9 protein-coding genes are annotated in these 11,751 nt (G+C 70.9%); 3 read left to right on the top strand and 6 right to left on the bottom strand.

Annotation, left to right across the window (positions count from 1 at the left end; translation table 11 throughout):
• Positions 1 to 949 (bottom strand): deoxyguanosinetriphosphate triphosphohydrolase (locus AB0B35_RS41660; protein WP_361057312.1); only part of this gene is annotated, 949 nt, incomplete at its 3' end.
• Positions 950 to 1,317: 368 nt separating this feature from the next.
• Here AB0B35_RS41660 and AB0B35_RS41655 point away from each other — a divergent pair.
• Complete coding sequence (locus AB0B35_RS41655; protein WP_361057309.1) at positions 1,318 to 2,706, top strand: carbohydrate-binding protein; 1,389 nt, start codon at positions 1,318 to 1,320, stop codon at positions 2,704 to 2,706.
• Between the two features lie 84 nt (positions 2,707 to 2,790).
• On the opposite strand, the gene AB0B35_RS41650 is transcribed toward AB0B35_RS41655, so the two are convergent.
• Genes AB0B35_RS41650 through AB0B35_RS41640 form a run of 3 tightly spaced genes read right to left on the bottom strand, consistent with a single transcriptional unit; the run spans position 2,791 to position 5,737 of the window.
• A complete protein-coding gene (locus AB0B35_RS41650; RefSeq protein ID WP_361057306.1) occupies positions 2,791 to 3,444 on the bottom strand; it encodes a hypothetical protein in 654 nt (217 codons plus the stop codon).
• Positions 3,445 to 3,466: 22 nt separating this feature from the next.
• Positions 3,467 to 4,726 (bottom strand): FAD-dependent oxidoreductase, encoded by a 1,260-nt coding sequence (locus AB0B35_RS41645; RefSeq protein ID WP_361057303.1) that lies wholly within the window; start codon positions 4,724 to 4,726, stop codon positions 3,467 to 3,469.
• A gap of 3 nt (positions 4,727 to 4,729) precedes the next feature.
• Positions 4,730 to 5,737: a hypothetical protein gene (locus tag AB0B35_RS41640; protein ID WP_361057300.1), complete on the bottom strand. Its 1,008-nt coding sequence runs from the start codon at positions 5,735 to 5,737 to the stop codon at positions 4,730 to 4,732.
• 291 nt (positions 5,738 to 6,028) lie between these two features.
• Between AB0B35_RS41640 and AB0B35_RS41635 the strand changes: the two genes are divergently transcribed.
• Together AB0B35_RS41635 and AB0B35_RS41630 are read left to right on the top strand one after the other, a co-directional pair.
• Positions 6,029 to 6,751: a DUF4142 domain-containing protein gene (locus AB0B35_RS41635; protein WP_361057297.1), complete on the top strand. Its 723-nt coding sequence runs from the start codon at positions 6,029 to 6,031 to the stop codon at positions 6,749 to 6,751.
• A 65-nt stretch (positions 6,752 to 6,816) separates the two neighbouring features.
• On the top strand, positions 6,817 to 7,950 hold the full coding sequence (locus AB0B35_RS41630; protein ID WP_361057294.1) for a DUF1996 domain-containing protein: 1,134 nt from the start codon (positions 6,817 to 6,819) through the stop codon (positions 7,948 to 7,950).
• Positions 7,951 to 8,132: 182 nt separating this feature from the next.
• Here AB0B35_RS41630 and AB0B35_RS41625 read toward each other — a convergent pair whose 3' ends face one another.
• On the bottom strand, positions 8,133 to 10,976 hold the full coding sequence (locus AB0B35_RS41625; protein ID WP_361057291.1) for a glycoside hydrolase family 9 protein: 2,844 nt from the start codon (positions 10,974 to 10,976) through the stop codon (positions 8,133 to 8,135).
• Between the two features lie 269 nt (positions 10,977 to 11,245).
• Positions 11,246 to 11,593, bottom strand: a complete 348-nt coding sequence (locus AB0B35_RS41620) for a VOC family protein (protein ID WP_361057288.1) — start codon at positions 11,591 to 11,593, stop codon at positions 11,246 to 11,248.
• Positions 11,594 to 11,751 lie beyond the last annotated feature (158 nt).

Here is an 11,751-nt window from a genome sequence, read left to right as displayed (position 1 = left end):
AGCGGATCCGGGCGGCGGACGGCACGATCAGATCCGCGTCATAGCGGCGCAGCCGGCCGTCGCCGTACTTGTCGCGGGTGGCGTCGACCGCGGCGGCGACGAACCGTCCGGTCAGGACGCTGGTGCAGCGCTTGAGCGCCAGCTGGGCCTTGAACGAGCCGTCGTATCCGGCCAGCGGCGCGACGACGGGATCGGCGAGCAGCTCGATCAGGGCCTCGTGCAGCACGGCCGGCGACTCCGACGAGTACACCTGCGCCACGTCCGCGCACAGTTCCGCCCGCTCCTCGGCGTCCAGCAGCAGCGGCTGCAGTTCGACGAAACCGGAGTACAGGCCGTCCTCGACGTCGTGCACCGAGTACGCCACGTCGTCGGACCAGTCCATGACCTGCGCCTCCAGGCAGCGCCGGTCGTCGTCGGGCGCGCCCAGGCGCACCCAGTCGAAGACGGGGCGGTCGTCGGCGTACACCCCGAACTTGCGGGTGCCCTCCCGGCGCGGCCAGGGATACTTGCAGGTCGCGTCCAGCGAGGCCCGGGTCAGGTTGAGCCCCGCGCCCTCCACCTTGGCCTCCAGCCGGGTCAGCACTCGCAGCGTCTGCGCGTTGCCCTCGAACCCGCCCCAGGCCCGGCTGACCTCGTCGAGCGCGTCCTCGCCGTTGTGCCCGAACGGCGGATGCCCCAGGTCATGGGCCAGCCCGGCGACGTCGACGACGTCGGGGTCGCAGCCCAGCCGGGCGCCCATCTCGCGGGCGATCTGCGCCACCTCGATCGAGTGCGTCAACCGCGTACGCAGGAAGTCGCCGCTGCCCGCGGTGTGCACCTGGGTCTTGGCGGCCAGCCGCCGGAACCCGGCCGAGTGCAGCACCCGCGCCCGGTCGCGCTCGTAGGGACTGCGCCCGAAACCGGTGTCCTTCGAAGGCTCGGGGATGAACCGCTCGCTGGGATCGACCATCAACCAATGCTACTGACCACGACCGGCATCCTCACGCACGCAACGGTGAACGTCGGGCGGCCGATCATCGGCGCTCAGTCGACGTCCAGCACCACCGTCCTCCTCGATCATCCGATTTGCCTGGCACCTGTGCGTATCTTGACCGTTGATACGCACAGGTGCCAGGCAAGTTCGGCGATCATGACCAGCACCGGCGACGCCCGACGGCGCACGTTGGCATCGATGGTTATTGACATTCATGTTGCGGGGACGTTAAGTGGTGGAACAAGAGAGCGCTCTCACAACCGTCCCACGGTCCCCGGTTCCGCCGCCCATGCCGAGCCCGGCGGCGTGCGGACCGCCCTCTTCCCCAGGAGGAGAAAGCCCTGATGAGCCCGCGATTCTCCCAGCACCGCAAGGCGACCCTGGCCGGCGGACTGGCCGTCCTGGTCGCCGCGGCGGTCGCCACGGTCAACGCCCTGCCCGCGCAGGCCTCCCTGCCCGCCACGCCCTCGGGCTGGCAGCTGGTCTGGAGCGACGACTTCAACGGCGCGAACAACACGCTGCCGTCCTCCGGCAACTGGATCATCGACACCGGCACGCAGTACCCGGGCGGCCCCGCCAACTGGGGCACCGGCGAGATCCAGACGTACACCAACAGCACGAACAACGTCCGCCACGACGGCGCGGGAAACCTGCTGATCACCCCGATCCGCAGCGGATCGAGCTGGACCTCGTCCCGCATCGAGACGGTCCGCACCGACTTCAAACCCGCGGCCGGGCGCGTCCTGCGCATCGAGGGCCGCATCCAGATGCCCAACGTCACCGGAGCCGCGGCCGCCGGCTACTGGCCCGCGTTCTGGGCGCTGGGCGCGCCCTACCGGGGCAACTACCAGAACTGGCCGGGCATCGGCGAGTTCGACATCATGGAGAACGTCAACGGCATCAACTCGGTGTGGGGCGTGCTGCACTGCGGCGTCGCGCCCGGCGGGCCGTGCAACGAGTTCAACGGCATCGGCGCGAACCGCGCCTGCCCGGGCAGCACCTGCCAGTCGGCGTTCCACACGTACCGCTTCGAGTGGGACCGCACCAACGAGAACGCCCAGCAGCTGCGCTGGTACGTCGACGGGACGCTGTACCACACCGTGAACCAGAGCCAGGTCGGCTCGTACTGGTCCCAGATGACCTCGCACGCGGGCTACTTCCTGCTGCTCAACGTGGCGATGGGCGGCTCGTTCCCGAACGGCGTGGCGGGTTCCGCGACGCCGACCGGCAGCACCGTGTCGGGCCAGCCGATGCGGGTCGACTACGTGGCCGTCTACCAGACCACGGGCGGCACCACGCCGCCGTCGTCGCCGCCGGCCAGCCCGCCGCCGAGCGGCAACCGTGACGCGTACGCCAACATCCAGGCCGAGAGCCGCAACGGCCAGGCCGGCACGACGATCTACGAGGGTTACTACGTCGGCAGCATCGGCAATGGCGACCACCTGCGCTTCGACGGCGTGAACTTCGGCTCGCCGACGCCGCTGGACTTCGTCACCCGGGCCGCGTCGGGTGCCGCGGGCGGCATCAGCGGACTGGTCGAGGTGCGCATCGACAGCCTGTCCAACGCGCCGATCGGCAGTTTCGCCATCGCCAACACCGGCGGTTGGACGAGCTGGCGGGAGATCCCCGCGAACGTGGGTTCGGTGACCGGCACCCACACGGTCTACCTGACCTTCACCAGCGGCCAGCCCAACGACTACGTGAACATCGACTGGTTCCGCTTCCGGCGCTGACCCGTTCCGGTGTGGCGCACGGGAGGGCGCGGCAGGCAGTGCCGCGCCCTCCCGTCGGCGACGCCCCGGGACCGGGCGGCCGGTTCAGTACGTGTATTCGCCGTCCCCGGACGGCGAGGCAGCGGCGGCGGGCGACGCACCGGCGTCAGGCGAGGCGTCCGCGCCCGGCGGGGGCACCGGCACCGGGGTCGCGGTCGGCAGGCAGGACAGGTTCTTCTTGCCGGTCGGCGCGACGACGAACCAGACCCCGCCGACCGCCTGGCCCTTCCACTGCCCGGCCTTCTTGTCGCCGATGTAGCGGTAGAGCGGCCAGCCGTTCAGGGTGACCTGGGTGGCCCCGTCCTCCCGTTCGATGGTGCCGACGAGTTTGGCGTCCAGTCCGGTCAGCTTGAGGTTCTCGTCGACCAGCACCGGCGGCCACACCGCGGCGCAGTCCCCGGAGCAGTTGCTGGCCGGCGGCTCGGCGGTGTCCTTGTCGAACCGGTAGAGCACGAAGCCGTCGGCGTCGACGACCACCTCGCCCATCTTCGGGATCTTCTTGCCGCGCAGTTCGGCGGTGGGGATGCCGACGGCGGCGACGACCTCGGCGGCGGGCTCGTTCTCGGCCGGCCCGAGCGGTGACGGTGCGGGCGCGGTGACCGGGGCCGGGCCGTCGCGCAGGCCCGCACAGGCGGTCATCGCACCCAGCGGGGCCAGCAGCAGCGTGGCTGCCAGTACGGCGCGAACACTTCGAAGCATCGGAGGGTTCCCTTCTCTCGGCTCAGCCGACCAGGCTCAGGCGGCGCTGGTTCGGGACGACGGCGGGCAGCGACACGAGCGGGCGGGCCGGGCCCGCCTCCCGCATCGCGCGGGCGAGCGTGGTGAACTGCCGCGGCGCGTTGACCGCGACCACGCCGGTGGTCACACCACCGCGGCGGTGGGCGGCGAGCACGCCGCCGCGGGCGATGTCACGGCGGCCGGGGCGCAGTTCGCTGACGGCGACCTCCTCGGACTTGTCGAGGCGGCCGATCACCTGGATGCGCAGCCCGAACAGGTCGGACCAGTAACGCGGCAGGACCCCGACGGCGGGCGCGGCACGCGTGCCGGACAGCAGCGTGCGGGCGGCGGCGCGCCCCATCTCCATGGCGGCGATCCACTGGTCGACGCGGCCGGGGGCGTCGCCGTACCAGGCGTTGGGCCAGCGGGCCACCGCACCGGCCGCGACGACCCGGTCCACGCCCTGCACGCGCAGGCTCTCGTCGCAGAGCAGCCCGTCGGTGGTGTCGGCGTGGCGGGCGGTGAACCAGCCGGTGTCGGGCCGTTCCCCGAGCGTGGCGATGACCAGATCGGCGTCGACGTGCGAGCCGTCGTCGAGGTCGAGCCGCCAGCCGCGGCGGCCCCGGGACAGGTGCTTGACCCGGCGGCCGAGGCGCATGCGTACGCCCTCGTGGCGCATCGTGTCGGCGATCAGCCCACCCGTGACGGACCCGACCGCACGGGTCATGACCTGCGCATTCGAGTCGATCATGGTGCATTCGCGGGCGAGTGAGCGGACCACGTAGGCGGCCTCGCAGCCGGTGAGCCCGGCGCCGACGACGGCCACCCGCTGCGCCCGGCGCAGGTCGGCGGCCAGGCCGAGCGCGTCGTCGATGCCGTGCAGGCTGTGCAGTCCCGGCTCGCCGACCGGCCAGCCGTCCGGGATGACCGGGCGGGCGCCGGTGGCGACGATGAGCGCGTCGTACTCGTACATCTCGCCGGTCGCGCCGTAGACGATCTGGCGTCTGGCGTCGAGTTCGGCCGCGACCCGTCCGGTCAGCCAGCGCGCGGAGGACTCGGTGGACAGCTGCACGTCGGCCGGCCGCTGGCCGGTGAGCAGCCCTTTCGAGCACGCGGGCCGGTGGTACGGCGGATACGACTCGCCGGCCAGCACGGTGACCACCCCGCTGAACCCGAGCCGGTCCAGTTCCTCCACCGCCGCCACCGCGGCCCGTCCACCCCCGACCACAAGAATCCGATCAAGGTCCGAAATCCGGTGCCTCATGCTTCAGTCCTCGCTCAAATCGCCGACGTGGAAGCGGTCGCGGGCGCCGGCGGCGCGGTGCGAAGCCCGGCTGTGCCGCCGGGACTGCCGGAACTCGTCGAGTTCCGTGGCGGGTTCGAAGGTGGAGCGGCCCACCGGGCGGCTCTCCTCGACCTCGTCCTCGACGGACGGCGCGGCGGGGCGCTCACGCTGCCGCACGATGAGCGGAGTCACCGGGGCCGGGGGCGGCGTCGGGGCGCTGCCTGCCGGACGCCGGACGCTGATGGCGCGGGCCGGGCACACCTCGACCGCCCGGACCACCTCGTCCAGCCGGTACGCGGGCGGGGCCGCGGTGTAGTCGAGCCGGCCGTCACTGCGCAGGCTGAACACGCTGGGCGACTCCTGCTCGCAGAAGCCGAACCGGGCGCAGCGCACCGGGTCCACATCGACGACCAGACTGTCGCGCGGCTGCTCCGGGCGTACGACGGCCAGCACGTTGTCGGACTCGACCCGGCGGGAGCGGCGCGGCCAGGTGGTGAACCACAGCGCCACCGTGGCCAGCCAGGCGGTGTACACCGGCCCCCAGACCCAGATCGGGCCGGTGTCCGTGCCGGAGATCAGCACGTGCGCCGAGACCAGCGAGAACCCGACGTACGTGGCCATGTGCACGGCACGCCAGCGGCTGAACCCGAGCTTGCGCTGGATCACGATCGAGATCGCGCCGGCGATGACCAGCTCCAGGCCAAGCACGCCGGCCCCGACGCCGACCGGGTCGTGGGTGTCCACGAACGGCACGATGACGTCGATCACGCTGATGGTGCCGTTCGGCACGGCGAGCTGGGCGATGCCGTGCACCAGGCCCAGCGTCAGCCCGACCAGGGCGATGCCCTGATGCGCGGCGTACGCCACGGGCCGGCGGATGCGGCTCAGGCCCCATCCGTTGCGCAACGCGACGCCGCCGAGAACTGCCAGCCACAGCAGCCCGAACGAGGTGAATCCCACCGTCGCGGCGATGACATGAGCACTCTCCATAACCGTCCCGCTACTCTGCTCGAATAAGCGACAATGGCATCGCGAATGAGGTCCGCAATCCCTTTGGGACGACACCCTCAACCCTTTGCGGCGCAATGTCAATGCCTACGACCACATCGCGGAAGACTCCCGTGAACAGGGCACACTTTTTTAGGTACGTCCTATGCGGACCCTAAAAGCGGCTTAACAATGTCTCCGGGGATTGACTTCACAGCGGACTCCGAGCTTAGGCTCCTGGCGCTGCCGATAGGCAGCGCATCATGTATTCGGGCGAACACGGAAAGGCGTCGGATGGACATTCGCCTCGCCCGGACCGCTGCGCTCGCAGCGGTCGCGGTCCTCGCCGCGGCGGTGGCGCTCACCTCGCCGCCGGCCGCCCATGCCGAAGAAACCGACCCCGGCTGGACCGTCACCGAGTTCGGGCCGCTCGGCCCCGCCGATCGGGACCTGCTGGTCCGGGTGCGCCTCGCCGGGCTCTGGGAGTCCCCCGCCGGCAAGCAGGCCCAGGACCGGGCCCGCAGCGAGAAGGTCAGGGAGATCGGCCACCACATCAGTGCCGAGCACATCGCGCTGGACGCCGAGGTGCTCAAGGTCGCGGCGCAGCTGCAGGTGGCGGTGCCCGACCGGCCCAATGCCGAGCAGCAGGGCTGGCTCGACGAGCTGAACGGGCTGCGCGGCGAGGCGTGGGACAACGTCTTCATCGCCCGCCTGCGCGTCGCGCACGGCAAGGTCTTCAGCATCGTCGCGGCGGTCCGCGCGGGCACCCGCAACGAGGTGATCCGCGAGTTCGCCCAGAAGGCCGTGACGATCGTGATGCGGCACATGACGTACCTGGAGAGCACCGGACTGGTCGACTACAACTCGTTGCCCGCACCCCCCACCCCGGCCGCCGCGCCGAACTCCGCCGCGGGCCCCCGCACCGGCGGCACGCCGGAACCGATGGTCTGGCTGATCCTGGCGACCTCGCTGGCCGTCGGCGCGGTGACGGCCGCCCGCGTCCGGCACCCCCGCTGACCCCGGGTGCGGCCGCCGGCCCCTGTCGGCCGCACCCGGTACCCACCTCCCGGAAGGACACCCCCATGGCACGCAGTCACTCCCCCCGGCACCGGATGGAACCCCGCGAGCGGCGATTACTGGCCGCGGTGATCGTGCTGATCGCCGCGACGGTGCTGGCCACCATCAGCCAGGTCTCGCAGGCCGCGACCGGTGACGGCACCGGAGCCACCCCCGCGGCGGAGGTCTCGGCGGAGCTCGCCGCGGCCGCCCGCATCCCGAACGATCAGGGCCCCGACGCCGAGTGCACCAAGCCGCGCTCGCCCGCGCGCTGCCACGCCCCGACCGGCCCGCCGGTGGTGGGCGACTTCGTCGACATCCGCTCGGTCGCGCCGAACGTGCGCGAGCGCCGGGCGACCGCCGAGGGCTCGGCCGGCACGTTCACCTCGCTGTGCGGCCGCAACCTCAACGACCACCGCAACCCCGACAACTTCATCGTCGCGCCGGGTGTGTTCAACGGCGCCCACCACACGCACGACTACGTCGGCAACCTGTCCGCCGACGGCAACTCGACCAACGAGAGCCTCGAAGCGGCGGGCACCACCTGCCGCCGCGACGACCGTTCCACCTACTACTGGCCGGTGCTGCGCCAGCGCGGCACGGTCGGCGAGGACGCGACCGCCGACGGCGGCGGCAACGACGGCAACATCGGCCGCATCCTGCGCCCGGCGTCGGTGCGGCTGGAGTTCCGCGGCAACCGGTTCGCGAAGGTCGAGCAGATGCCGCGCTTCCTGCGGCTGATCACCGGCGACGCCAAGGCGGTCACCAACGGCCCGACCAACGCCAAGGCGCAGTGGACCTGCACCGGTTTCACCAACCGCCGCACCACGAAGTACCCGCTGTGCCCGCGGGGCAGCCAGGTGCAGCGTGTCCTGGACTTCCCGAGCTGCTGGGACGGCGTCAACACCGACAGCGCCAACCACCGCGCGCACGTCATCTTCCCCGCGAGCGACGGGCGCTGCCCGGAGGGCACGAAGCCGATCGCGCAGCTGCGCATGACGCTGACCTACAGCGTGCCGCGCGGGCGTTCGTTCGCGCTGGACACCTTCCCCGAGCAGAACCACAACCCGCTCACCGACCACGCCGACTTCGCCAACGTGATGCCGGCGAACCTGATCGCGTTCGCCACCGATTGCATCAACCGGGGCCGCCGCTGCTGATCCCGTCCGCACGGTTGGGAAGGACACCTTCTACATCGCACAGCGATAAGAAGGTGCCCTTCCTTTGGCAAGGCGAGGGGGTACGCGACCGCATCCGCGTACCCCCTTTTGCGGTCCGCTTGGGCACGGACCGGTGTGCCCGCGCCGCCGCCACCCCCTGGCGGCGGCGCGGGCCGAAGGCGTCACCCGATGGTGCAGGTGGCGCCGTTGAGCGTGAACGCTGCCGGCCGCGGGTTGCTGCCGGTGTGCGTGGCGTTGAAGCCGAACGAGGTGGACGCCCCGGGGGCGAGCGTGCCGTTCCAGGCCTCGTTGGTGATCGCGACGTCGGCCCCGGTCTGGGTGTACTTCGACGACCAGGACTGGGTGATCTGCTGCCCGGCGGTGAACGAGAACCGCAGCGTCCAGCCGTTGATCGTGGAAGTGCCGGTGTTCTTGACCGTCACGTTGCCGGTGAAGCCGGTGCTCCAGTCGTTGCTGCCGTAGGTGACCTGGCAGCTGCCCGCCGGATTGTTCGGCAGGGTGGTCAGCGACACCGCGCTCGACGGGGTCGAGGCGTTGCCCGCGGCGTCGACCGCGACCACGTAGAACTGGTACGCCGTGGCGGCGGTCAGCCCGGTCACCGCGTACGTGGTGCCGGTGGCCGTGGCCAGCAGCGCGTCCGTCGTGCCGGCCTCGCGGTAGACCCGGTAGCCGGTGACGCCGACGTTGTCGGTGGAGCCGGTCCAGGTCAGGGTGGCGCCGCTGGAGGTGATCGCCGACGCGACCGGCGTACCGGGCGTGGTCGGCGGGGTGGTGTCGACCGGGTCGGCGATCAGCGTGGTGAACGTCGCCGGGGTCGAGGCCGCCGAGCGGTTGCCCGCCCCGTCCTTGGCCACCACGTAGTAGGTGTACGAGGTGTTCGGGGTGAGCCCGGTCAGCGACAGGGCGGCCGCCGTCGGCGAGCCGACCAGCACGTCGGTCGTACCCGCCTCGCGGTAGACGTCGTAACCGGCCAGGCCGCTGCCGCCGGTGTCGGTCGAACCCGCCCAGGCCAGCGTCATGCCGGTGGTGGTGACGCCGGACGCGCTCGGGGTGCCGGGCACGCTGGGCGCGGTGGTGTCCGGGGTGGTGCTGGGCTCGTTGCCCCAGATCTTCACGCCGCCGTGGTACAGCGGCACGCCCGGGTTGACCCCCGCGGTGGCCAGGTACGACGGGTCGTTGGCCGCGCTCCAGGTGCCGCCCTCGCCGACGCCGACCTTGAACTGCACCTCCATCCGGTGCTGCGACTGCCCGGCGGGCGCGATGGTGTACCCGGTGCAGTCGACCTCGACGTACCAGAGGTTGCCCTGCGCCTGCTTCGCGGTGCTCGGCGACGGGCAGCCCTGGGTGTAACCGGAGGTGACCACGACCGCGCTGGAGTCGTCGCGGGTGAAGTAGTAACGGAACTTCGCCGTCGTCAGCGCGCGGGCCGGGAACGCCGACTTGTTGTAGACGATCGCCTTGACCCGGGTCTCCCGAGCGTCGGCGACCAGCGTCGTCTCGACGGTCATCTCGTCCATGTCGGGGGCCTGCACACCCGGGAAGCCGGCCAGCGGGGTGCCGCCGTACTCCTGGGACAGCCGGGCCAGCGCCGAGGTCAGACCGGCGTTGTAGTCGGTGGCGACCTCGTTCATCACGTAGTCGTTGCGCTCGTCCTTGTAGGAGTCGTCGGGCGAGGACGGGCCGCCGACCAGCGCGCCGTACAGCACGTGCCGGGTCCCGGTGGGCACCGTCATGCTGTCCCACCACGAGCCGTGCGCGGTGCGGTGGTGCGGGTTCTTCGGCGAGTTGTTCCCGAAGCCGATCATGTAAGACGAGTTGCGCGGGTTGTCGCCGAGCGCGTAGTTGATCTGCCGGACCGCGAAGTCCTTGTAACGCTGCTTGCGCACCGAGTCGGTGGTGCTGTCGCTGTAGACCAGCGCGGCGAACGACGTGTTCGCGGCGTAGCGCAGCGCGCCCCAGCTGTCGAGCACGGCCATGCCGCCCGGTGAGGTGCGGATCTTCTCGCCGTTGACGCCGACGGTCCAGTAGTCCAGCCAGCGGTTGGCGTCGTCGACGTACTTCTGCTTGCCGGTCAGGTTGGCCAGCAGCACGTACGCGCCGAACTGCTTGTTGTCCCAGGCCAGCGTCCACTTGTAGGAGCGGGTGGTGGTCTGCGGCTCGGTGCCCAGGCTGTCGTAGGCGGCCTCGGCCTTGGCCAGGTAGCTCGCGTCGCCGGTGGCCCGGTAGAGCCAGATCCCGCCCCAGACCAGCTCGTCGGTGTAGCCGCTCCACGACTTGTAGAAGTTCGTCGCGTCGGTGATGCACGAGTGGTAGGTCTGGCGCACCGTGTCGGCGAACGTGTACAGCTGCTTGGCGTGCGTGACCAGGGTGTCGGCGTACGTCGGGTCGGTCGGCCGGAACACCATCGACGAGGCGGCCATCGCGGCCGCGGTCTCACCGGCCAGGTCCGCGCCGCCGCAGCTAGCGTCGATCTTGTACGCGGGCCGTGCCATCGGCATCACCTCGGCCGGACCCCACCACTTGTGGTCGTCGTCGCCCTTGCCGATCTGCCCGTAGAGCACGTTGGCCGACGGGTGCGCCTTGATGAAGTAGTCGTTGGGCACCCGCAGGTTGTTCAGCAGCTGGGTGAGCTGCCCCGAGGCGGCGTAGCCAGCCCGATACTCGACCGCGCCCCAGGCGAGCATCGTGGTGGTGAACGCCATCGGGAAGCCGAACTTGACGTGGTCACCGGCGTCGAACCAGCCGCCGGTCAGGTTCAGGCCGACGTCGGAACCGTCGTTCATGGCGGAGTCGCCGCGCCAGGAGACCCGGCTCCAGGACGGCTTGGGGCCGGCGATCTGGGCCTCGTAGAAGTACAGCGACTTCTGCAGCGCCTCGGCGTAGTTGAAGGTGGGGGCGGCGGCGGCCGGGCCGGGGCTGACCGCGACGGCGAAGCTCGCCGCGGTCAGCGCCGCGGCGGCGGTCGCCGCCAGCCGGCGTCCCCAGTGTGGTCGTGCGTCGGGCATGACGGAACTCCTCGTACGTGGAGCCGCGCCGGGGCAGACCGCGACGGGATGGCGCGGAATCGGACGTGGGCGCATCCGAATCCGCCCGACAGCGGTGGCCAGGCACGGTGGGTGATCGGGCGTAGAGGTGCGGGAGCGCTCCCACAACTGCCGACCAATGTAGCCGGATGTAACGCGCATGTGAAGCGTCAACGACCTGCGGTTACCCAACGACGCATGGAAACGCTCCCATATCGACCATCCGCGACGAAACTTTCATCGCGTGGCGGTCACGGGCGCGGGCGCAGCCGAAACTCGTTGCCCTCCGGGTCGGCCAGCAACGTCCAAGGCGCGCTCGGCGCCTGCACGGGCACGTGGCGGGCGCCCATGTCCATCAGCCGTTCGATGTCGGCCACGAGGTCGTCGCAGTCCAGCTCCACCTGCAGCCGGTTGCGGCCCACCTTCGCGGCGGGCGCCTGCACGAACAGCATGCCGGGATACGTCGCCTGGTCGGGCGCGATCGCCACCGCGTCCGGGCGCTCCTCCAGTATCTGGAAGTGGAGCACCTCGGCCCACCAGCGAGCCAGCCGCGCCGGATCCCCGGCGTCCACTGCGGTGCCATGCCAGCGCAGCCCCATCGCCGCCTCCTGCCGGTGTGGACAGAGTGCCGAAAGCGTACGCCCCCGGATTCCCGTCTGCCACCACCCGTAAACCCGTACGAAAGGAAGGGCGGAATCTGAACCGAGTGTATCATATTTGCACGTCAGTGCATATTTGAGACATAGATTTTGAGACC

The sequence above is a fragment of the Catellatospora sp. NPDC049133 genome (assembly GCF_040648455.1).
GTDB lineage: Bacteria > Actinomycetota > Actinomycetes > Mycobacteriales > Micromonosporaceae > Catellatospora > Catellatospora aurea.
The sequence above is the reverse complement of the archived record's forward strand: the minus strand, read 5'-3'. Positions and strand labels throughout refer to the sequence as shown.

What these genes read in the sequence shown, in the direction of transcription:
- AB0B35_RS41655 (WP_361057309.1), top strand. Translation starts at nt 1,318, where the DNA reads ATGAGCCCGCGATTCTCCCAGCACCGCAAGGCGACCCTGGCCGGCGGA.
- AB0B35_RS41650 (WP_361057306.1), bottom strand. Translation starts at nt 3,444, where the DNA reads ATGCTTCGAAGTGTTCGCGCCGTACTGGCAGCCACGCTGCTGCTGGCC.
- AB0B35_RS41645 (WP_361057303.1), bottom strand. Translation starts at nt 4,726, where the DNA reads ATGAGGCACCGGATTTCGGACCTTGATCGGATTCTTGTGGTCGGGGGT.
- AB0B35_RS41640 (WP_361057300.1), bottom strand. Translation starts at nt 5,737, where the DNA reads ATGGAGAGTGCTCATGTCATCGCCGCGACGGTGGGATTCACCTCGTTC.
- AB0B35_RS41635 (WP_361057297.1), top strand. Translation starts at nt 6,029, where the DNA reads ATGGACATTCGCCTCGCCCGGACCGCTGCGCTCGCAGCGGTCGCGGTC.
- AB0B35_RS41630 (WP_361057294.1), top strand. Translation starts at nt 6,817, where the DNA reads ATGGCACGCAGTCACTCCCCCCGGCACCGGATGGAACCCCGCGAGCGG.
- AB0B35_RS41625 (WP_361057291.1), bottom strand. Translation starts at nt 10,976, where the DNA reads ATGCCCGACGCACGACCACACTGGGGACGCCGGCTGGCGGCGACCGCC.
- AB0B35_RS41620 (WP_361057288.1), bottom strand. Translation starts at nt 11,593, where the DNA reads ATGGGGCTGCGCTGGCATGGCACCGCAGTGGACGCCGGGGATCCGGCG.